A 21,812-nucleotide genomic window follows, 5' to 3' on the forward strand; every position below is an offset into this window, starting at 1 on the left:
CTCCAAAAGATCCAAAAACCGCGTTGCGCTTATTTGCATCCATGCATATGGATGATTTTGTACAGGCAAAAAAATAAGATGGGAAAGCCTGTCAAGAAATTTTGGATATTGAACAATGGATACTATTTTATATAATACACCAATTTGCCAATAAGTTACATGCAGTATGCTGCAAGTATTTACAGATGTTTTATTATAACATTGCCTTGCATTCTGTCATCATTATACGCGAATACAATGTGCTACTCGCACAAAGGCTTTTTAGATTATTCATTCGTATTTTATGTTTTTTGCAATTGTCTTGGCGCCTATTTTGACTATTTAGTTCTAGATTTGCCGCACAAAAATCAGAAAATCAGAATTCGCATTACATTGGTATTTTTGGTGATATATGTCAAGTCGCAATAATGTTTGCCTGCTCTATTACAACAAGTCTAGCGCTTAAATAACAATATGGACAAAATTATGCTTATTTTGATGCACCTGACTAGGCTTATATACCCTCATTAGTTTGATTACCAAGCAATTTTATACACAAAATGCAAATAAAATGCCATCCATTTATGTATTATATGATAAAATACTAAATGTTAGCCAATGACAAATTTAACTTAGTTTTAGCCACTTCATAAATCTTTTTATGCTAAAATATGGAAGAGGTGTTTATATTGTAGACTATTGTTTTAGCCACTTCATAAATCTTTTTATGCTAAAATTGCAAATATGCATAAAGGAAGCGTGATTATGTTTTAGCCACTTCATAAATCTTTTTATGCTAAAATCCTTTGTGTTTGCATATCTCGCGCGAATTAGTTTTAGCCACTTCATAAATCTTTTTATGCTAAAATTTAGTAGTATTTTTAGTGTGTGTTCTATTAGTTTTAGCCACTTCATAAATCTTTTTATGCTAAAATACTCGTTTTTTGGCTCGCATAAAATCATCAGTTTTAGCCACTTCATAAATCTTTTTATGCTAAAATTTGTTGTTTAGGCTAAGGTGCGCTTTAGTGCTTAAAAACAGCGTGCGAAACGCAGAATCAAACATTTTGCTTCCTTTGTGCTGGCGTGTGCTATATTGACATTTTTAGCCTTTAGATTCTGGCTTTTTAAGTGCTGCTGCTTTGGATTCTGCGCCGCTAATTTTTTACTATTTTTACTATGCTATCGCTACTTTTTGCGCTTTTTGCTTGTTTTGAGTTTTGCCTCACCTCTTGGGCTAAATTCGGCCTTGCGCACTTCCCCAAGCGGCGATACATGCCATTTTTCAAATACTTTTAGATTCTGTATGCCGATGCTTTCTCCGATCACTTCTGCCTGCGTAGCGCTTTTAAAAAGCAGCTTTTGGTTTTCATTAAGCACAGAAAAATGATTATTATGACTCCTTACATCTATTTGCGCATTGCTAGAATCAAAACTTACAAAATAGCAAAGCTCTGGCTCTTGCATTTCTTTTCTCTGCACCAATATCAAATCATCTTTAAAAAGGCTAAAGCAAAATTCATATCCGCTATCCATTTCTGCCCACTCCTTTATTAATCCATTTTTGTCTTTACCAGACACGGCTGCCTTATTTGGCAGCACACCGAGTGCAAAATCCATTGTATAAATAGGCACCCCATAGAATCTACCCCGCTTATCTTTAAAAATATCCACGCGCACCATCGTGCCATTTTTTACAATTTTTGTGCCTATTTGGCGGATTTTACCCAGTGACAATGCCCTTTGCATGCCCTCTTTTCCACCATATGCCTTTAGCAATTTTTTATCATCAATGGAGTAAAAAGTTTCCTCGTGCAATGTGCCTCTGGCTCTTTTTCTAGGCGGTCTTGATACAAAGATTTTATCTATATTTTCTAGGGTGCGATTACGAAAATCATCAAATGGCGCGCATGACAACTCTTTTTTCTTTTCTTGATATTCATCTTCTGTTATTTCGCGACCATATCTCTTTATTTTTAGCTCCTTTAACCTCCTAAAGTCTGCAAAAGCCTTTATCCTTTTATCATTCATATAGGCAATCACTATGGCATCTATTGCATGATGCAAGTGATTATCCCTATCTTTTGGGTCAAGCCCCCAATTGTGCCTAACCTCAGAAGTCAGCCTGCCATTTACTATGCCGATATGCTTTTTACTTCCTTTTTCTCCCCTAGCAAGTGAGGTATTCTCATTTTCTTCCAGCGGCAAAAACTCCAAATACATATCAATATATTTTGCCACTAGTCGCGCTATATAGCCTGTATCTACAATATTTCTAGCGAGAAATCCAAGCTCTTTATCATTAAATTTTTCATCCAATAGCTTATCTTTTTTAGACTTCTCACTACGATTTAGCTTTTTTGATGGCGGGAGTTTTTCTGCAAGCGCTACAATTTTATCCCATTTATTTTTATCACCACCAAATGCTTCAAATGGTGTGTGATTACCTTTTTCCTGATTCCACTCGGCACGCACCAAAACCTTATTTGTATAGCTATCATCAAAACTTCTGGAATATGGATAGATATGATCGACTTGTAGCTTTGTAGGGTCTTTTAAATCTGGTATGCCTATTAATTCGCCACTATACATGCAATGCCATTGCTGCTCCTGCCATAATTTTATTTTTAAAATATTGGCATTGCTTGGCTCAAGCCCATGCTCCTTGCAAAAATCCTCTGCAAGTTGTCTTTTATTAAAATTATCATTTTGTATCGATATTAGCCTCTCTCGCTCATCAAAATCCAGCCTCATATCTCGCGCAAACTCCAAGTGGATTTTATGCACCTTACCATATTTTTTTAACAAAGCATTGAGCACCTTGCGAAACTCTGCCAATGCGCGCGCCACTACAGGGTTTGTCAAATTTAGATCAAATTCTTTAAGTGGTGGCAAAAACTCTTCTTTTTTGGTATTTTTTGCCTTTTCTTGCAGCTTAGCATCATCTTTTGCCTCATCATATCGCCTACCCTCTCGCATAAAGGGCAGAATCTGATTCAGCGCCTTTAAGCTCAAATCTATATACTTTGAAAAATTCAGCTGGCTTAGATTTTCTTTTTGTTCTTTATTGAGCGGAAAGACTTCTAATTTTTCTAGTAATCTTTGCCTATCTTTTGTGATGGCTATTTGCATAGCAATATTGTCTAAAATCTCGCGACTAAGCCCATCAAAGCTACCAAGCGCCTTTTTAAACTTTATTAGCTTTTTAAATTCTATAAATTTTATTTTTTCAGCCTCTTTTATGCCAAGCGTATAATCAAGGTCTTTATCTTTAAAAAATACCGAACTATCTAGCGCCAAAATCTTGCGCAGTTCTGCATAAGTCATTTTGCCATTTTCTAGAATTTTTTGCCAAATTTTATTTATTATTTCTTTTTCATATACTTCGCCGGTGGTTTTGCTAAGATATTTTAGCGTATTTATGATGCGAGTGAGTGCCACAAACTCAATAGCACTGATACTTTCTTTGGGTGCGCGTTTTTCATTATCAAAAAATATACAATCACCTATTTTATCATCAAAATCTTTTAATGGTCTTTGATAGAAGGCAACTTCCAAAATCGCATCCTCAAACTCTTTGTTAAATCCAAGCTTGCGTTGTTTTGCAAAAATTAGCTTCAACTCATCCTCTAGTTGTTTTTGCGACACACATCTATCATAATTACCCTTTTTATTGCGTATATTTTGAGATGGAATATTGTGCGTCTCGCCATCCTTATCTTTTATGCTTTTAAAAAACTCCCTAAAACAATATTCACCAACACTCTCATACCCTTTTTGCTCTAGCAATGTTTTGTTTTCGCCAATAGCCTTTTTTACCTTGCCAGAATCTTTGTCGTCGCCATCTTTTGCATGCTTATTGCCATAGCCACGATGTTTTGCTATATGTAAAATCACGCGCGCCAGCTCCTCTTTGCTTAGTCGTTCGTTAAGCGCCTTATATCGCAATTCATAAGGGCTCTTGGTGTCCTTATTTGTCTGATACGCTTTTGGCAGCTCGCCATCATCTGCTATATAATCGCTCAAACGCAAATCAAACTCTTTGCATATTATCTTTTTTATGGTGTTTAGCCTTACTCGACGACGCGCAAGCCTTCTTCTCACGCCCCTTGCCTCGCGCCTTGGAAGCGCCAGAGATTCCCCAGTTTTTGGATTTTCAGCTTTGGTAAAAATCCTAACGCCACAATCCCTAATCTCATCGCCCTCTACAAAAGCCCAGCCAATACTTGCCACACCTATATCAAACCCCAAAATCTTAATACTACTCATCTCGCGCCCCTTTACAAGGTAATGTATCTAATCACAATCATATAACATAATATTAAACATTTTTGAAGTTTTGTAGTAGTATTAAGAATAGATATTAAAAATTTGGATTCTAGTGCGCGCAAAATAAACAACCCAGAATCTAAAAAGCTGCGCACAAGTCAAAGTACCAAAAAAAATCAAATCATAAATCAACATCTGGCGCGGTCATCACGCCAGCATTATCGGCTACAAAAAGACTGGGTGCCCTACCCCCTTCCCCGCATTTGCCCCATCATATTCATAAGCTCTTGCATACCGCCCTTTTGACTCAAGCGCTTTGCCATTTTAGAAGCATTGTCAAACTGCTTGATGATGCGATTTATATCCGCCACTTCTAGCCCCGCGCCCATTGCGATTCGCTTGCGCCTAGAGCCATTTAGCAGATCCGGATTCTCGCGCTCTTTTTTCGTCATAGAATTCACCATTGCGCGGATATTTTTGATCTCTTGCGAGTTATCCAGATCCACATCTTTAAGCTGTCCCGCCATCGATGAAAGCCCCGGGATCATCGACATTATCGAGCTCATTGAGCCTAGTTTTTTGACATTTTCGATTTGATTTAGAAAATCCTCAAACCCAAACTGCCCCTTTTTCAGCTTTTTACTAATATTTTTCGCCTCTTTTTCATCGATGACGCCAGCCGTTTTTTCCGCCAGCGAGACGATATCGCCCGCACCCATGAGCCTTGATACGATGCGATCAGGGATGAAAATATCAAGATCTGGGATCTTCTCGCCACTCCCAATGAAGCGCAGCGGCACTTGCAGCTGATATGCGATATTTAGCGCGATGCCGCCCTTTGAGTCGCTGTCAAACTTCGTCAAAATCACGCCGCTAAGCCCGATCGCATCTTTGAAAGACTGCGCGCTTCGTATGCCATCTTGCCCGCTCAAAGAATCCGCGACATAAAACTTCTCATGCGGTTCCAGCAGCTTACAAAGGCTCTTTAGCTCGCCCATCAGCGCCTCATCTATCGCCAATCGCCCCGCAGAATCCACTATCATCACATCAAAATTTTTATCTATCGCATGCGCCCTAGCAGCCTTGGCGATATCTAGCACGCTAGCCTTGCTCGCATCACTAGCACCGATATTTTCATGACTAAACACCTCGACTTCTATCTGCTCGCCCAGAATCTTTAGCTGGCTCACCGCCGCTAGCCGCGCCAAATCGCACGCCACCAGCAGCGCCTTTTTGCCGCGCGTTTTTAGGTAATTAGCAAGCTTTGCGCTAGTAGTCGTTTTCCCGCTACCTTGCAGCCCGCACATCAGCACGATGGTTGGCGGCTTTTGCGCATAGACAAATCCATAATGCCCGCTGGTTTCCAGAATCTGCAAAAGGCTTGATTGCAGCGCATCCATGAAGCTTTGCTTGCCGATGCCATTTTGCTTGGTTTGCGCGGATATGGATTCTAGTAGGGATTTCACCACCTTGTGATGCACATCGTTTTTGAGCAGGGTTTTTTTCAGCTCATCAAGCGCGCGCGCGAGGGCTTTTTCATCGTCATTGAAGCGGATTTTGGAAGCGATAGAACGCAAAGAATTGCTAATAGTATCAAACACGCATACTCCTTAAATTTGTCTGAAATTTTTGTAACTTGTGGCGCGAATCTTGCGTTTTAGCCAATTTGGCTTAAGGTGCTTTTGGCAAGGCTCACAAGCGCGATAAACGCGCGGATTCTAATATATTTAACTTTAAAAGGCAATTTAGATTCTAGCTTTTGGCGATTTGACTTTTGCCAATTTGCTTTTATCGCTCATAAATTTAACTTTGTGTTTAACTTTTTTTGCTATTTTTCGCACAAAAATCTCTATCACTTTTAATTTTATGGAGTATGCCATGTCTGATATCGCTTCTAGCGCAAATACCGCATCTTTGCACGCAGAATCTTTTCACGCGGAATCATTCAAAGAAATGCTGCGCGATAAAAACCTAAAATCCACGCCCCAGCGCATCGCCATTTTGCACCAAATACAAAAAAGCGGGCATATCAGCGTGGAGGATATTTATAGCCACATCAAAAAGCTGCATCCTAGCATCTCGCTAGCCACAGTGTATAAAAATGTCGCGACTTTGAGCGAGGCGGATATCCTGCGCGAGGTCAAAGCCCCCACGCAAAAGCAAAAATACGAGCTCGCGAGCGATAAGCACATACATGTAAGCTGCGAGAAATGCGGTAAATTGCAAGATGTGCATGTGGATGTGGGCGAGCTTCTAGGCAGCGTGATGTATAAAACAGGCTATGAGCTTTCTGATGTATCGGCGGTGTTTATCGGTGTATGCGCAGAATGCGCCAAAGCGCAAGCCAAAAATCGCCAATAAATACATTACATACAAAAGCGCAAAATAATTTTGCATTTAGATTCTAGCAGAATCTAGCGATTTGATTTTGCGCTTTTGGATTCTATGTTTTTTTATTCTGCGCTTCTAGATTCTTGCGCTTTTGCATATTTAGCACTTATTTTTTGCCTGATTTCTTGCTTCATTTTTTGATGTTCTTCATATTCCTCATCACTCACAAATTGCACGAAAAGCGCGGAAAAGGCTTGCAAAATTTTGAGCGGAACATACAAAAGCGCCCATAGCGGCATAAGTATATAAAAAACAACTACCGCGCCAAGCAAAATGATGGAAGCGTAAAAAATATTCATAATTACAGCATCTGCTATTTCATTCAAAGACTCAAACCAAATAGGCAAGATTATAAAAACAGGGATGCTAACAAAACATGCCAATACTGCCAATGCGCCCAATCCACCAAACAAATCGGGAATCCATAAAAGGCTAGATTTTCTAATTTTAATCATTCTAGCTCCTTTTTTTGCTTGATATATTACAATCATTATAACACAAAAAGTGCTTCTGTATATCCGGTTTTTGCAGTCGGTGTAAGTGGTGCTAAGCCCGCGTGTTTTGCAGGCTTAGCGAAGTTTAGTTGTGGTGATTTGTTTAGACTTTGGCAAACTTTGTCAAAAGTCAAAATAAGAAAAAGTGCGAACCAGAATCCAACTAGAACCTAAGCGGTATTTTGCAAAATCTAGCACAAATGCTAGCGGACCAGAATCTAAAGCTAGATTCTGCCAAAAACCATAGCAAACACGCGCGCGCAGAATCCAGCGCCCGCGCCCTAGACCCAGTGCCGAGCACCCTACTTTGCGCGCGTTTGGCCGCGCTAAGATCCCGCGCCTGCCAGCTTTTTGGCTTATTTTCCAGCTAACCCCTTGATGTATTGATCGACTAGATAAAGGCTATTGCCGCCATCGCCGACAAGCTTGATTTTATCCACGATGCCGCGGAAAAGCGCCTCTTCCTCGTGCTGCTCCGCCACATACCATTGCAAGAAGTTGAAAGTCGAATAATCCTTGTGCGCGAGCGTAAATTCCACAAGCTCATTTATGGATTTGGTGATGCTAAGCTCGTGCTTATAAGTGCGCTCAAACACATCTAGTAACGATTTAAAATCCGCTTCTGGCTTATCGATTTGCGTGATAGTCAGCGCAGAATCCGTCTCATTTAGGTAGGTGATGAGCTTTTTGGCATGGTCGCTCTCTTGGCTCGCATGGTCAAACAAAAATGCGCCAGCACCGTCAAATCGGTGTGTGTAGCACCATGAACTCATACTTAGGTAAAGGTTTGAGGCATACATTTCCTCGACGACTTGACTGTTTAGCTTTTTGATCACTTCTTTTGAAAGCATTTTTGCTCCTTTTGGGTGTTTTGATTTTCAAAATCAACGAATTATAAGAAAATAAACTTAACCAAAGCTGAAATTTTGCCATTTTTTCTCAAAAAAGTATAAAAACTGGGAATTTAGCAAAGCAGATTCTGACAAAAAGCCAAAAAGGTAAATGCTGGCAAGCGCAAAATTTAAAATCCATAAGGCGACTTTTCACATAAATATCAAGATGCGAGGGTATACTTTATCATCACCAAAGAATTTTGCTTTGCTTGTCATTATGTAAAGAAGCTGATGCCTTATTAAAGAATTTGCGCTTTGCCAAAGAAACTGCTTTAGCAATCCAGCACCGTCCTCTGTCATTGCGAGCAACATAGTTGCGAAGCAAAGCGTCAGTTTCTTTAGTAATCCATTTGGTGCGCGCAGATTTAAATCCACCTTGTGTTTTTTGGTGTCTTTTGTAGATTGCTTCGTCAGTCTGCGGCTTCCTCGCAATGACGGGCGAGGCAAAGCGCCAAGCTTTTCGGCCAAACAACTGCTATGCCTCTTTGGTTAAATAACTACTACGCTTCTTTTGGCTAAAAACAACTGTCGCGCTTCTTTGGCCAAAGTAACCGCACACTTTTTCGGCCAAAGCCTTTTAGCCAAAAGCTTTTTTGCCTAAAGCCTTCTTTGGCTAAACGCCTATCTCGGTTGGATTTGCGCGTTGGTGGCGAGGTTTTCGCTATCTACTTTGTCTAGGAATTCTAGCAGCTTGAGTGCGGCGCTCCTGTATGATTTGGCGATAGCAGAATCTGGCGCAAAATACACCACCGGCTTGCCCTCATCGCCACCCTCGCGCACGCTCATATCTAGCGGGATTTTAGCCAGAATCTGCGTGCCATATTTTTGCGCGAGCGGCAGCGTGGTATCTTTGCCAAAAATATTTTGCTCGCTGCCACAGCATGTGCAGATGAAGCTACTCATATTCTCAATGATCCCAGCGATTGGAATGGAGAGCTTTTGAAACATATCTAGCGAGCGCGCGCCATCATCAAGGCTCACAAGCTGGGGTGTGCTGACCGCGATGCCAGCGCTCACAGGCACACTCTGCGCGATAGATAGCTGCGCATCGCCCGTGCCCGGGGGCATATCAAGCACCAAAATATCCAAATCCTTCCACGCCACATCGCTAAACATCTGCGTGATCGCGCGCATAAGCATCGGCCCGCGCCAAATCAGACTCTCACCCTCCTCAAAAAGCACGCCCATACTCATGATATCCACGCCATACGCGTTTAGCGGTATGAGGCGCTTACCGCTTGGGTCGAGCTTGGGCTTGACACCTTGCAGTCCAAACATACGCGGAATATTTGGGCCATATATGTCAGCATCGAGCAGCCCTACTTTTTTGCCCTCCATCGCGAGTGCTACGGCTAGGTTGGCGGACGCGGTGGATTTGCCCACGCCGCCTTTTCCAGAGCTCACCATGACAAAATGCTTGACTTGGGGGAGCAGGTTTTTGGCCTGCGGGGCTTGGCGGGCTTGCGCGGATTCTGCTAGCTTTGGCGTGTTTATGGTGATGGTGGCGTTTATGCCCTCTTTTTGCAAGACATTGTCGATTTTGTCATGCAGGGCTTTGGCGATGGTGGCGTCGCTTGAAGGTATGCTTAGCATCACTTCGATGCCGCCGCTGCTTTCGCGGACTTCTTTTAAAAAGCCATAGCTTACGATGTCTTTTTGAAAGTTTGGGTATAGCACTTGGGAGAGTAGCTTGGTGATTTTTTCCTTTATTTGTTGTGGTTGTTGCATGATTGTCCTTTGTGATTGTTTGGGATATGGTATGTATGATAAAAGTGTTTAAAGCGCGCTTAAAGTGGTGGGTGGATTCTCTCTAGTTTAGATTCTGGCGGCTTGGATTCTGAAGCGCCTTAGATTCTTGTAATGCAGATTTGCGATGTGGATTCTCGCGGCTATATCACCATTTTGATTTCTTTATGATTGGCAAGCTTTGAGAAAATCTCATTGCGCTCCTCCTCGCTATCCACCATCGTGCTTAGGTGCATCGACACGAAGCGCCCGCCGCTGGAGTGGTTTTTGACCTCGAGATAATAGGGCTTTTGCATGATGTCACCCACTATCTCCTCGATGCGATGCTGCTTCTCGCCTACGATTCTGTATTCCCATTGGCATGGGTAGGTGATGTCTGGTTTGCCTTCTATATGTTGCATTTTTTGCCTTTTGTTTGGGTTGTTTATGCTCTAGTGCGTTTGGCAGAATCTAAGATTGCAGAATCTAAGTTTGGCAGAATCTAAGTTTGTAGAATCCGCTTTTAGATTCTGCTTTTTTGGATTCTGCCTTTTAGATTCTACTCCGCCTTTATCGTTTGCAAAATCTCTAAAAACTTAGCTGGTATAGGCGCTGGTTTTTGATTTGTCACATCGACATAGCCCATACGCACCACCATATCAAATATGCAGTTTTCCTCTATATAGTCTTTTTGCGCGTGATTTGCTTGTGTTTCTGGCGCGGGATTTGCCTGCGTTTTTGGCGCGCTACTAGAATCCCAAATGTTGCTAGAATCTAGAGTATCACTAGAATCCAAAGCGCCGCTAGAATCCGCATCGCCAAGCGTCTGGATTCTATAAATCCGCTGCCTTAGTACCAGCTGCACCTTGCCTAGCTTGATAGCCTCCGTGCGCACAAAGAGCACATCGCCAAGCTTGGCAAAGCCCAAAAACTTCGCCTCCATAGCACTCACTACAAAGCCGCAAGTATCAAGTGAAGGCAGCATCCGCTTGCCAAAAAACAGCTCACTGCGCGCCCGCTCGCAGTATTTTATGTAGTTGGTATGATATACGATGCCGCCGCAATCGGTATCCTCATAATAAATCCGAACTCGCATTTTTGCCCTTTTGTGCTTGCCTTATTTTGGTTTGTGCTATGGCTGCGCGCCTAGTGCCACTCTAGCATGCTATGTTTGCGCACTAGAGGCGTTTGCCCTGCTAGAGATTTGCTAGATCGCACTAGATTGCGCCAGATTATTTGTAGCTGCCATCTATGTTTATGCAGCGCGTTTTGCACTCGTTTTTATCACAAACCGTTTTGCATTCTGATGCTTGGAAGCTGCCTTGTGGCTTTGGCTTTTTGGCACAAGCAGTGAAGCTTGAAGCCAGCGCAAATGCTAATACAGCGCAAGATAAAAGCTTGATAGATTTTTTCATGGTTGCTCCTTGAGGTGCGCCGCTAACGCGCCAAAATTTTATGTGACTAGTTATACAGCTAGAATCTACTTCTTATCAAACACCTTTAGCGCTTCATTTATCGCTGTTTTTGCCGCTTGGTTTAGCATCATTTGCTTATCTTTTGGTGATATTTGGACGCTTTCGCCGATATCTAGCACCTTTTTGCTGCTAGCCTCTAGCCACGAGCTGCCTTTGAAGCTATGCTCCTTGCCCGGGCTCAAAAACGCAAGCTCGATAGCCAAAGTCGCGGTTTTTGTCTCTTGCTCGGTGAGGTTTGTAGTGCTGGTGGCTTCATCCAGCTTGCTTTCATAGCTCGCTTGCACTTTGTAGGATTCTGGGATTTTCTCGCATAGCTCGTTTAGCTTTGGATAGAGGGCTTGGGCGACCTCATCCGCATCGATGTTTAGCTCATTTACGCCGGGCTTTGCGATTTCTATGTCGCTGATATTCGCACAGCTTAGATTCACTGGCGCAGCGGTTTTCTCTGCCTTTGGCTCGCTATCAAAGCATGCGCTTAGCATGATGGCAATCGTCGCACCAAACGCGATGGCGGCGATAGATTTTAGGGTTTTTGCAGTGTGATTTGTCGAGGTTTTCATAGGGACTCCTTTGTGTGATAAAGCCTGCATTATACATAAAATATGTGTCAAATATCTTAACAAAGTGTTTAACAAAGGCTTTTGACGCGCAAATTTATATCATCTGCGCCTGCGCGTGTGGCTTTGCATTAGCCTCTTATCTCTAGATTCTCCCTCATCTTCGCTCTCATTAAAATGGTGCTTTATATCATCTATCGCCTCAAGTATTCGCTCTTGCAGTGTCCTATAAAAATGACGCTCTTTGACTTTCAAAAACTCATTAGGCTCTAAAAAGCGCGACATCTCCCTCAAAAAGCCCTCCTCCAAATCATTATTTCTTATTTCAAATTCTTTATTCTTTAGTTTTTCAAGAAAGCTTTCTTCGGTTTGCTTGTAGTCTTTGATTTTTAATCTCAATAAATCATAATCAGGCTTTGTTTTGCGCTGTAACCATTCTATATCCCAAAAATCTCTAAATTTCATATAATCTCTCAAAGCCAAAGCCAATAATTTATCTGCAAAAATCTCTTTTGTGCTTTCTGCATATAGGCTTATTGATTTATTAATAACTTCTTCATAATTAGGTATCAGATAAACATTTCTATTATCGTGGCTTGGAATATTCACGATTTCTAGATTGATTTTTGATTTTTTGCTATGGTTTGGCAAATATATTCTAGCACTCCATCGCTGGACTATATTTTTATTTTCTTTTGGCTCTATTATCTCTGTCTCAAGATTATACTTATTACTAATTTTTTCACAAAAAATGTTTTCAAAATCACGCATAAACTCTTTGCTAAACTCCGCTCCTTTATTTATCACAAAGTCTAAATCCTCACTATATCTATTAATATAATAACACAAACGCAAAGCTGTTCCGCCTTGAAATACTAGAGTATTGGCAATATCATTTATGCTAAATAGACTCTCTAATATTTCATAGTGCATAATCTCTTTAAAGATTGTCTCTCTTGCATTTATCGGGTATTTTCTCAAAATTCTTTCAATATCCATATTCACCCCTATCTTTAGCTTGCTGTTCTTCATATAAATCTACAGCTCTATTGTGTCTATAAATATCATCTATAGCCTGTTCTGTTGTCGCCACCCATAGCCCCTTTACTTTGTCAAAATAGCAATTATCTAGCAAAGTATGTTTATCTCGTGAAGTATGTGTATATTCCAAAATCCCATATTTTGTGAAAAATGTTTGACTTCTGCCTGAAGTGATAAAAGTTAGCCTATTTGGAATCTGTGAGATAAGTCCTTCTTCGCTAAGCAAATATTCAAGACTCAAATAAAATGTCGTTTTTGGTCTAAGATAAGTTGCGATTTTTTCCAAATGAAAAACTCCGCGCTCATTTGTTCTTGGATTGCCATACAAGCCTTTTGCTACGCGCTCGATTAGCCCAGCCTTGCAGAATCTACTTAAATCGATTTTTACAGCCTGCGTGTTGTCGCTTCTTAAATACTTACATACAAAATTAATATCAAATAACCATTCTTTATTTTTTTCCAAAAAATCAAGCATTTTTAGACATTCCATTTGTGTCATATTGTGCCTTTTTGTATTATAAGATATATGGACTTGAGATATAAATATATTTATATTATATGTATAGATAGCTTATAGTAATATTATTTTGCTATTGGGGCTTATTTAGACAATTGGCGTTTTCTTGTGTTTTTGGCTGGAAATATGGTTTGGTTGCCTCAATAGCTTGCAGCAAAATAATTTTATCATCTTGTTGCAATTTATACAAATCGCCATCTTCAAAAAATGCCAGCCTCTTTAGAATCTGGATTAATGGATAGTCTTCTCCAAAAATTTTTGAGACATTTTCTAAGCCTTCTAGCAAATTCGCGGATGTGTGCTTTAAAATATTTGCAATGTCTAGATAATCTTTGTAGTTCGCTTCATAACAAATAGCTTTTAGCTTGGTAGCAAGCAAGGTGTGTATATCTGCATCTGCTATCATTGGCACGCTATCATTGCTTGATATTTCGCCAGCAGATTTTGCAGAGCCCAGCCTGCCAGAAAAGGGCGAATTAGCGCTGGAATCTTTAGAATCTTTAGAATCTTTAGAATCTTTAGAATCTTTAGAATCTTGCAAAAATCCTCTCTTAGGAAATGGCGGAATCTTCGTCTTTAATCCATAAAGTATATAATGCCAATAATGCCAGCTTGGTTTATCAAACCAGCCAGCTTGCGCTTTTGATAGAGTTTCTTTTAGTGCATACTCTCCTATTTCTAGGAGTTTTTTATACGAATCCACGCTATTAGCATAGCGCATAGCACTTGCAATGACTCTTAGCGGGTTCTTTTTGATGATTTCATCAGGCTTTTCCCACCAAACATAGCGAGTAAGATACTTCAATGTCTCTTGGTTCATATTGCTTGTTTTCTTTTTTTAATATTCATATTCACCCCTATCTTTAGTTGGTTTAAAATAATTGTAAATGTTTATATGCATTTACAATACTCACCTTTTATGGATTTTTATTGCCTTTTCGCAACTTTGCTACTCTTCTCCTATCAGAGCCAGACTCTTAAGCTGGCAATACTCTAAAAATGATGCAAATTCCCTTGATGCAAATTCCTTAATGTCATTATTGATTTGGTAATCATTGAGACTTTTTAGATACTTCTCTCTATCATCATTTTCAATGAGTGGTGGGATAAAGTCGTTTTGGATACATTGGAAGATTATCAAAAGCCTTCCTGTCCTGCCATTGCCATCAGCAAATGGATGGATTCTCTCATAAAGCGCGTGAAACTTAGCAATTTGTTCTAAATCTAAATGATTACTAGGAAAAAGGCAGAGTAAGTTTTCTATCTCTTGTGAGATTTTGTGTGGCGGTGTGAGCTCTATATCTGCGCCGCCGATTCTTGCTTCATGGATTCTATATGCCCCAATAGGTTTTTGGATAAGATGCGGGCTCACTTTTTGCGCGCTAGAAAAAATCAAATAATGCAAGTCTTTGATAAAAGAGCTATCAAGAATCTTACTTTTATCATTGGCTTCGCGGATTATCATATCATAAGCTTCTGCAAATCCTAGAATAATAAGTTGTTCGTGGATGGGTTTATTATTGGCAGTTTTGCCTGTCTCAAGCAGTGTTTTTGTCTCTTTAAGGCCTAAAGAGATTCCTTCTATAGCATTACTATGATATGTGATGCTAATTCGCAATGTTTTAAACAATGCTTCTCTTTGCAAAAGGGTTAAATCACTTAGTTTTTTCATTATTTGTTTCCTTAGAGTTTTGGGGATTTGCTTTTTTATATTTTATCCACCAAACCCAAATGCCAAACAAAACCAGAATCTATAGAGATTATTTTATGTTATAATTAATTTTAAGCAGGTGAAATGTTCTTTTGAACCAGTCGCCTATCAAGACTTTGGGCTTGAGTGTAGGAGGTGTGAGCGTCCCTACCACCTGCGTAAAATCTAGCCAAGTCTATACGACACTCACTCTGCGCTCTGCAAATCCACCCCAAAATCCAAAATTAATTCTCCATAATCATCCTGACAAGCAAGACAAGTATCTATCAGATACCCTTTCTCGCGTGCATATTCTTTCAACCCTCGATAATAAAAAAATCTGCGCTCATAATCTATGATAAATGGGATAATATTAGCACTCAAACATTGCTTAAACATCAAAAGCCTCCCTACCCTGCCATTACCATCCTCAAATGGATGTATGCTTTCAAATCGATAGTGAAAATCTATAATATCTTCAATGTTAGTTAGATTCTGCATTTTTAGGAGTGCTTTCATTTCTTTGCTTACGCTTTGTGGAGGCGTTGTTTTGGTGTCTGCGATGAAGTTTTGGCGCTTTTTATAATCGCCTATCACAGATATATCACTGCAATTTTGCTTTATGATTGCATGAAGCTTTTTTACATAGTCTTCAGTAATTGGCTCAAAAACACTATCTAGCACATAATCAAAAGCCTTGAAATGATTTTGCATTTCATAGATGTCATTGCTTTTTATAATCTGATTTTCATCCGCCAAAAAAGAATCCTTTTCGTATATGCACCTAGTCTGTTCCTTACTTAGAGTGCTGCCCTCGATGCGATTAGAATGATAGGCAAAATGTATTTGTGTATAGTGGTATAAGCCTTTTTTATAAGGATTGCTTTTTTCATCAAGCAGGCATTGCAGAATCTGATTTGGCATTTTTTAGCCTTTTATCATCTATGATATTTTTTACGCAAGCTATGTTTTTCTTTGTTTTCGGGTGACAAAATTAATTTTGGCATAGTTTTTAACTCCAAATTTTTGTCGATTAGCAATTTTTCAAAGAAGCTTGCCAAATAAGAATCATCTGTGCCAAGTAGCTGTTGTGTTGCATTTTATTCTCTTGCTTTTGGGATTATCAGCCTAGCGAAACATCACATAAAGCTTATATAAAAGCAAAATAACAAGCAGGACAAAAGCGATAAATGCGATGGTGCTTGACATAACACGCTCCTTTATTTGATATATTTTATAGATTCTAGAATCTAAAATCCGCCAGAATCTAAAAATTCACCAGAATCCAAAGACTCGCAAAAACCAGAATCTAAAGACAAAATTTAACAAATCCAATCAAAAAATAATAGGGAAAATCCAAAAATTCAATAAACCCAAATCTTACCAGAATCTAAAAATTCGCAAAAACCAGAATCTAAAGCCAAAATTCCATAAATCCCAAAACCGCCAGAATCTAAAAGCCACCAAACACCGCCACGCGCGCTATTTTCATACCCTATTTTCACACCCCTATTTTTTGGCCGCGTAAATCTCCCCATAAAAATCCTTCCAGCGCCTATGAAACCAAAACCAGCTAGATGGATTCTCATTTATCACAAGCGTTTGGATATCAGCCTGCGCTTGCGTGGCGAGCGCGATATCAGCGGCGGTGTCATCAGTGTGAGGCGTATATATCGGCGGGTAAAATCGCACGCTAAATTTCGAGTAGTCTTTGTTGAAATCAATAAAAGTCGGCACGATAGCGACATTAAATCGACGCGAGAGTATCGAGGCGATAGGCGTGTACGTCGCCTTTTTCCCCATGAATTCTACTTGCACGCCCTCATTTGATGAGATGCTTTGATCTACAAGAATCCCAGCCAGCGCATTTTTCCCCGCATAAAAGCGCAAAAGCTCCCTAAACGCGCCAGATTTGTTGATAAACTTCACGCCTTGCAGCTCGCGCCTAGAAATGATAAGCTTATCAATGCTATCAATCCCCGTAAGTCGCCCAAGGCTCGCCATATGATAAGGTCTAAGTCTAGGCGGCAAAAATGTCGCCATCGCCTCCCAATACCCAAAATGCCCCGAGATAATGATAGCCCCGCTGTCTTTTTTGAGGCTATCTAGCAAATAGTGCTCATCTATCACTTCAAAGCGCTGCTTATGTATATAGTATGGGATTTTTGGGATGCGGATGCTCTCCAGTATCACAAAGGCAAAATTTTTATAACAGCGCTTGATGATAGCCTTTTTTTGTTTTGGCGTTAGCCTGTCTTTGTAGATGAAGTTTAGGTTACTCATCGCGTCATTATAGCGGCGCTTATTATCTAGCAGACACATAAGAAAGCCAAGCGTTTTCACACAAAACAAAAACGCGCCATGAGGGATCGCCGCTAGAAATGCACCAAGCGCGCTGATAAATGCGCCCAAAAGCTTGCCGATAAAATTCATATATGCTTTTTGCATCACACAAACACTATGTCTATATGCGTAGGCGCGACTAGCTGCGCCACACTCTCGCGCGCGATATATAGGCGCGCTTTGGTGTGGATATAGAGGCATTTATCGCTATAAGTATAATGCAGCGCGTGCTCGCCTGTGATACACAGCAGATACGCAAGCGATAGGATAAAGCTTAGCCACTGTAGATTCTCGATAGGCGGCATGATGTCATTTATATGCGCGATGGCGTCATCTTTTGGGATGCGCTTGTTTAGGTATTCTACAAGCAAGCAGACGATCGCTCTATCCGTATGCGAGAATCCATAATCCAGCCCATGCAGCAAAAAATACGCGCCATGATCCATCCTGCCATAGAAGTTTAGAAAGCTTCCTATATCGCAAAGCTGCCCTACGATACGCAGATAATTCGCATTGTGTGGCTTTAGCTTATGCAGTGGCAAAAGCGCTTCAAAGATAGCGAGCGCTTGTTTGGTGATATTTTTGCCCTGCTTACTGCGCGCGCCAAAGCGATCTTTTAGCGCTACCAAAGATGGATAGATTCCGGGTGGGAATCTGTATTTTTGCGTGCGTAGCATATCAGCGAGAAACACCCCTTCGCGCACGCCCACGCCACTTGCTGTGATAAGCTTCGCGCCAAAATGCTCCAAAAGCATCGAAAATATCAAGGCACCCGAGCGGATGTTATCGCGCCTATCGTGTGGCACACCTAGCTCGCCTAGATTCTCCTCTTTTGTTTTGTATATGGTTTGTATGAATGATTTGGCGCTTTTTACAGAAAACTCATAGCCATGTATGGTTTTTATGGGGTATTTGGCTTGCTTACCATTGATTTTGGCGATAGCGCGGATCGTCCCGCCGATACCAAAGACATTGTCATGCTTGAAATGCGAGGGGATTCTGGCTAGCTCTTGCGCGATGAAATCTTTTGCCGCATCGATATTTTTATGCCTATCAAAAAACAGCTCCTTTAGCCTTATCGTCCCAAGCCTTAGGGATATCAGCTCTTTTATATCGCCATTTTCGATGATCGCACACTCCGTGCTTCCCCCGCCTATGTCTATGGTGATGCCGGATTTATTGTGTGAGAGATTGGCACACGCCACGCCGCCATACCACGCCTCTTTGCTACCATCGATGACTTTTATACTCACACCACTTTCTTTGCGCGCACGAAGCAAAAACTCCGCCCTATTTGGCGCATCCCTTATCGCAGAAGTCGCCACGCACAAAAGTTTTTTGGCGGCGTATTCTTTGGCAATGGTTTTAAACTCTTTTAGCGCATTTATCGCGCGCCTCATGGGCTCTTCTTGCAAAAATCCGCCATTCTCATAGCAGCCTTCAGATATGCGCACGCGGGATTTTATCTCATAGATAAGCCTAAATCCATAGCGACTAGTTTTTTCAAATATCGCCATCCTCGCGGAGTTTGAGCCGATGTCGATGACGGCTGTAATTTTTGCCAAATCATTCTCCTTTGCTTAGCTGCTCGTATTTGTATTTGAGCTCCTCGAGCGTCTCGCTATTATCCGGGTCTGGCACGATAGCATCTTTGGGGCACACACTCACGCAGCTTGGCTCATCATAATACCCCACGCACTCCGTGCAGCAATCTGGATCGATTTGGTATATCGGATCGCCCTCCATTATCGCTTCATTGGGGCATTCTTCTAGGCACGCATCACACGCGATGCACTCATCATTTATCATAAGGCTCATTTTGCTTCCTTGTTGTTGTATGTTTTTGGTTATGTTGCGCTGTTGTGATGTCGCAAAATAAATGCTGTTTTTAGCTAAAAAATTCTTAAAGATTCTTGAAAATGCGCTGGCAAAATATGCCACCAAAGCGCAGGCTTGAAAATGCTTGGCTTTTGGCTTAATGCTTTTGGCTTGGCTTTTTTTGCTTGGTGCGTTAATTTTTGCGCTCTAATTTTTGGCGGGCGATTTACACCCGCGATTTTTACTTATGGATTGGAGTTGGCTTGAATGCTTAGGTATTGGTAGCGCAGGGCTTCGCGCTCGTTTTTTAGGCGCTTGTTTTCTTCTTTTAGCAAGTCGCTTTGGGTTTGGAGCTTTGTGATGTCGCGGCTGGTGTAGTATATCGAGCTGCTAAGCCAAATCTTTGGCACACACACGAGCAGTGCCGCAAATAGCGCGCCATATGCCGCGATGAGATAGGATACTTTTAGCCCGCTTGGTGGCTCATCTTTTGTAGATTCTTGCGAGAGGATTTCATTTAGCGCTTCTTTTTCGCTAGATTCTACGCGCTCGCCAAATTCTGCACTAGAATCTGTGATAAACGCGGCTTTTAAATCGGCGTTAGAATCCATGCCAGAATCCACATTTGCGCGAGAATGCGCGCTGGCATATGCGCTAAAATGTATATTGGCATGCGCGCCAGAATGTGTGGCAGAATGTGCGCCAGAATCTATGCCAGAATGCGCGCCACCACCCGCGCGCGATTGCAAAGATTTAGCACCAGAATCCACGCTAACATGCGCGCTAGAATCCATTATAAAAGTCGCTTGTCGCTGCATTTATGCTCCTTTGTGTTATTTTTATTTTGCGCTTTTGATTTTGCATTTTTGCTTCACTTGTTTTTTACTTCACTTTATTTTTGCCCCCACTTGTTTTTTTGCTCCACTCTATTTTTTACCCCGCTTGATTTTTACTCCACTTAGCAAATTTATTTTACCATTTGGCTAGAATCTAGAATCTAGATTCTGCCTTATCAAAGCAGCTTTTGGCTTTTGCATCCCATTTTACGCTAAACATTTCCAAATCCTTATTTTAGCCTAAAAGCGCGCAGTTTTGCACTTCTTGCGCGCGGATTTTTGCGGATTTCTGCCTCGCTCGCGATTATTGGCTTTTTGGTAAGCATCGCGCCTTTTGCGTTATCGCCCCCGCATTCGCAGCGATACGCGCTAGCAGGGCAGATGCACGCCCTACTCCATTCTTTGAAGCGCTCTTTTATGATTCTATCTTCTAGCGAGTGGAAGCTGATGATAGCGACTATCGCGCCGCTTAGCAGGTTTGGGTGGCTTTTGTAGGTGGATTCTAGCGTGTCTAGCAGCGATTTTAGCACGCCTAGCTCATCATTTACCTCGATGCGAAGCGCTTGAAATGCAAGCGTGGCGGGGTGGATTCTGCTAGATTTGAAATGCTTTGCCAAAAAGTCGCTAAACTCCCTAGCGCTGGAGAATCCGCCTTTGTGCGTCTGCATATATTCTTTTGTAAGGCGCGCCATTTTTTTATGCTCTTTTATCTCGCCATAATCGCGAAAAATCCCCGCTAGCTCAAACTCTGAATAATCGCGCAAAATATCGCTAGCTGTGCGACTCGCGCGCGTATCCATACGCATATCAAGGCGCTCGCTTGAGAATCCAAAACCACGCGAAGCATCATCAAGCTGCAATGAGCTTACACCGATATCTGCCAGCACGCCAGCGATTTTTAGCCGCTCATTTTGCGCGATTTCTAGCGCTTGGACTAAGCCTTGCGCGAAGTTTGCATGGATGAAGCGCGCGCGGCTGGCGTATAGCGCTAGATTTTCCCGCGCGATATTTAGCGCAAACTCATCTTGATCGATGCCAATAAGCGCGATGTCGCTATGCGCTTTTAGCAGCGCGCCACTATGCCCGCCAAGCCCCAGCGTGCAGTCGATGAAAAGCTTTTGTGGCTTTTGCGCGAGTGGCTTGTTTTGCGCAAATAACTCATTTTGCGCGGGCGGCTCGCCTTGTGTGGCGGGCTTATCTTGCGCGATTAGCTCGCTTTGCATAGCTAGCGTATTTATCTCTTTTGGGATTTGATTTGTGGATTTTTGACTAGAATCTATATTTTTTTTATTATTTTTAGATTCTGCGTTCCTAGATTCTCTATTTTTATTTGAAGTGGCTTGATTTGTGGCGTCATTATTTTTGATATTTTTAGATTCTGCATTATTTTCTTGCGCGCCTGATATCTCGTCAAACACGCCAAGCACAGAATCCAAAAGCACCGGAATATGCTGCATAAAATCTCGCTTAAATAAATTTCCGCGCAATTCTAGGCTGTTTTAGATAAAACTAAGGTAAAACACGCTCCAAACACCTGCAATCATAAACCATAAAAAGCACGTAGAGCATTTTTAAGTAAAAACACCCCTGTTATACAACAATCACGACATACTCGAGCACTTATGATTTTATGCGATGCTTAATATATCGCAAAGCCCCATAAACCAACGGCATATATTTTTGCAAAGACAAAGATATTGTTGTTTTGATAGCTTCTTTTATATAGTTGCCATATATCTCACTTCCAAAAGGTGTCATCCTAGCTACTCTCATCCATTCTTTGG

At 41.4% G+C, this 21,812-nt stretch carries 23 protein-coding genes and 1 CRISPR repeat array; of the genes, 2 read left to right on the forward strand and 21 right to left on the reverse strand.

The window, feature by feature from the left end; all coding sequences use genetic code 11:
• The first annotated feature begins 614 nt into the window (after positions 1 to 614).
• A CRISPR array of direct repeats spans positions 615 to 980; the repeat unit is 36 nt; unit sequence GTTTTAGCCACTTCATAAATCTTTTTATGCTAAAAT.
• A 187-nt stretch (positions 981 to 1,167) separates the two neighbouring features.
• The gene (gene cas9, locus BKN38_RS06355; protein ID WP_104720817.1) at positions 1,168 to 4,248 is read right to left on the reverse strand and encodes a type II CRISPR RNA-guided endonuclease Cas9; all 3,081 of its coding nucleotides are present in this window, start codon (positions 4,246 to 4,248) and stop codon (positions 1,168 to 1,170) included.
• A 245-nt stretch (positions 4,249 to 4,493) separates the two neighbouring features.
• Complete coding sequence (ffh, locus tag BKN38_RS06360; RefSeq protein WP_066454412.1) at positions 4,494 to 5,849, reverse strand: signal recognition particle protein; 1,356 nt, start codon at positions 5,847 to 5,849, stop codon at positions 4,494 to 4,496.
• Between the two features lie 277 nt (positions 5,850 to 6,126).
• Between ffh and BKN38_RS06365 the strand changes: the two genes are divergently transcribed.
• A complete protein-coding gene (locus tag BKN38_RS06365; RefSeq protein WP_082942470.1) occupies positions 6,127 to 6,609 on the forward strand; it encodes a Fur family transcriptional regulator in 483 nt (160 codons plus the stop codon).
• 92 nt (positions 6,610 to 6,701) lie between these two features.
• On the opposite strand, the gene BKN38_RS06370 is transcribed toward BKN38_RS06365, so the two are convergent.
• Positions 6,702 to 7,130, reverse strand: a complete 429-nt coding sequence (locus BKN38_RS06370) for a hypothetical protein (protein ID WP_143000226.1) — start codon at positions 7,128 to 7,130, stop codon at positions 6,702 to 6,704.
• A 185-nt stretch (positions 7,131 to 7,315) separates the two neighbouring features.
• Here BKN38_RS06370 and BKN38_RS06375 point away from each other — a divergent pair, with 185 nt between their 5' ends.
• Complete coding sequence (locus tag BKN38_RS06375; RefSeq protein WP_066454418.1) at positions 7,316 to 7,504, forward strand: hypothetical protein; 189 nt, start codon at positions 7,316 to 7,318, stop codon at positions 7,502 to 7,504.
• On the opposite strand, the gene ftnA is transcribed toward BKN38_RS06375, so the two are convergent.
• The 18 genes from ftnA to rsmH all read right to left on the reverse strand — a co-directional run bounded on the left by ftnA (position 7,490) and on the right by rsmH (position 21,485).
• Positions 7,490 to 7,984, reverse strand: a complete 495-nt coding sequence (ftnA, locus tag BKN38_RS06380) for a non-heme ferritin (protein ID WP_066454420.1) — start codon at positions 7,982 to 7,984, stop codon at positions 7,490 to 7,492. The two genes, BKN38_RS06375 and ftnA, sit on opposite strands and share 15 nt — an antisense overlap.
• Before the next feature lie 229 nt (positions 7,985 to 8,213).
• A complete protein-coding gene (locus BKN38_RS06385; RefSeq protein WP_143000227.1) occupies positions 8,214 to 8,498 on the reverse strand; it encodes a hypothetical protein in 285 nt (94 codons plus the stop codon).
• Between the two features lie 149 nt (positions 8,499 to 8,647).
• Entirely contained in the window at positions 8,648 to 9,754 is a 1,107-nt protein-coding gene (locus BKN38_RS06390; protein ID WP_066454425.1) for an Mrp/NBP35 family ATP-binding protein, read from the reverse strand.
• 161 nt (positions 9,755 to 9,915) lie between these two features.
• Positions 9,916 to 10,173: a DUF493 domain-containing protein gene (locus BKN38_RS06395; protein ID WP_066454427.1), complete on the reverse strand. Its 258-nt coding sequence runs from the start codon at positions 10,171 to 10,173 to the stop codon at positions 9,916 to 9,918.
• Between the two features lie 137 nt (positions 10,174 to 10,310).
• Positions 10,311 to 10,847: a YbgC/FadM family acyl-CoA thioesterase gene (locus BKN38_RS06400; protein WP_066454430.1), complete on the reverse strand. Its 537-nt coding sequence runs from the start codon at positions 10,845 to 10,847 to the stop codon at positions 10,311 to 10,313.
• Between the two features lie 136 nt (positions 10,848 to 10,983).
• Entirely contained in the window at positions 10,984 to 11,166 is a 183-nt protein-coding gene (locus BKN38_RS06405) for a hypothetical protein (protein ID WP_066454433.1), read from the reverse strand.
• A 65-nt stretch (positions 11,167 to 11,231) separates the two neighbouring features.
• Positions 11,232 to 11,786, reverse strand: a complete 555-nt coding sequence (locus tag BKN38_RS06410; RefSeq protein WP_066454435.1) for a hypothetical protein — start codon at positions 11,784 to 11,786, stop codon at positions 11,232 to 11,234.
• Positions 11,787 to 11,885: 99 nt separating this feature from the next.
• Positions 11,886 to 12,782 carry a nucleotidyl transferase AbiEii/AbiGii toxin family protein gene (locus BKN38_RS06415; RefSeq protein WP_066454438.1) on the reverse strand — a complete coding sequence of 299 codons (897 nt, stop codon included), beginning with the start codon at positions 12,780 to 12,782 and terminating at the stop codon, positions 11,886 to 11,888.
• Entirely contained in the window at positions 12,772 to 13,323 is a 552-nt protein-coding gene (abiEi, locus tag BKN38_RS06420; RefSeq protein WP_066454441.1) for a type IV toxin-antitoxin system AbiEi family antitoxin, read from the reverse strand. Before abiEi ends, BKN38_RS06415 begins: the two co-directional genes overlap by 11 nt.
• A gap of 91 nt (positions 13,324 to 13,414) precedes the next feature.
• Entirely contained in the window at positions 13,415 to 14,161 is a 747-nt protein-coding gene (locus BKN38_RS06425) for a hypothetical protein (protein ID WP_070957742.1), read from the reverse strand.
• A gap of 129 nt (positions 14,162 to 14,290) precedes the next feature.
• Entirely contained in the window at positions 14,291 to 15,013 is a 723-nt protein-coding gene (locus tag BKN38_RS06430; protein WP_066454446.1) for a Fic family protein, read from the reverse strand.
• A gap of 225 nt (positions 15,014 to 15,238) precedes the next feature.
• Entirely contained in the window at positions 15,239 to 15,955 is a 717-nt protein-coding gene (locus BKN38_RS06435) for a Fic family protein (protein ID WP_066454449.1), read from the reverse strand.
• A 440-nt stretch (positions 15,956 to 16,395) separates the two neighbouring features.
• Positions 16,396 to 16,536 carry a hypothetical protein gene (locus BKN38_RS11125; protein WP_158655949.1) on the reverse strand — a complete coding sequence of 47 codons (141 nt, stop codon included), beginning with the start codon at positions 16,534 to 16,536 and terminating at the stop codon, positions 16,396 to 16,398.
• 4 nt (positions 16,537 to 16,540) lie between these two features.
• Positions 16,541 to 17,479, reverse strand: coding sequence for a lipid A biosynthesis lauroyl acyltransferase (locus BKN38_RS06440; RefSeq protein ID WP_233712906.1), 939 nt, complete (start codon positions 17,477 to 17,479; stop codon positions 16,541 to 16,543).
• Positions 17,479 to 18,939, reverse strand: coding sequence for a Ppx/GppA phosphatase family protein (locus tag BKN38_RS06445; RefSeq protein WP_066454452.1), 1,461 nt, complete (start codon positions 18,937 to 18,939; stop codon positions 17,479 to 17,481). Before BKN38_RS06445 ends, BKN38_RS06440 begins: the two co-directional genes overlap by 1 nt.
• Before the next feature lies 1 nt (position 18,940).
• Positions 18,941 to 19,192, reverse strand: coding sequence for a YfhL family 4Fe-4S dicluster ferredoxin (locus BKN38_RS06450; RefSeq protein ID WP_066454466.1), 252 nt, complete (start codon positions 19,190 to 19,192; stop codon positions 18,941 to 18,943).
• A gap of 245 nt (positions 19,193 to 19,437) precedes the next feature.
• Positions 19,438 to 20,010, reverse strand: coding sequence for a hypothetical protein (locus BKN38_RS10355; protein ID WP_082942473.1), 573 nt, complete (start codon positions 20,008 to 20,010; stop codon positions 19,438 to 19,440).
• Positions 20,011 to 20,258: 248 nt separating this feature from the next.
• Entirely contained in the window at positions 20,259 to 21,485 is a 1,227-nt protein-coding gene (gene rsmH / locus BKN38_RS06460) for a 16S rRNA (cytosine(1402)-N(4))-methyltransferase RsmH (protein WP_233712904.1), read from the reverse strand.
• Between the last annotated feature and the right edge of the window lie 327 nt (positions 21,486 to 21,812).

Origin of the sequence: Helicobacter sp. CLO-3 (assembly GCF_001854545.1) — a bacterium.
Taxonomy (GTDB): domain Bacteria; phylum Campylobacterota; class Campylobacteria; order Campylobacterales; family Helicobacteraceae; genus Helicobacter_B.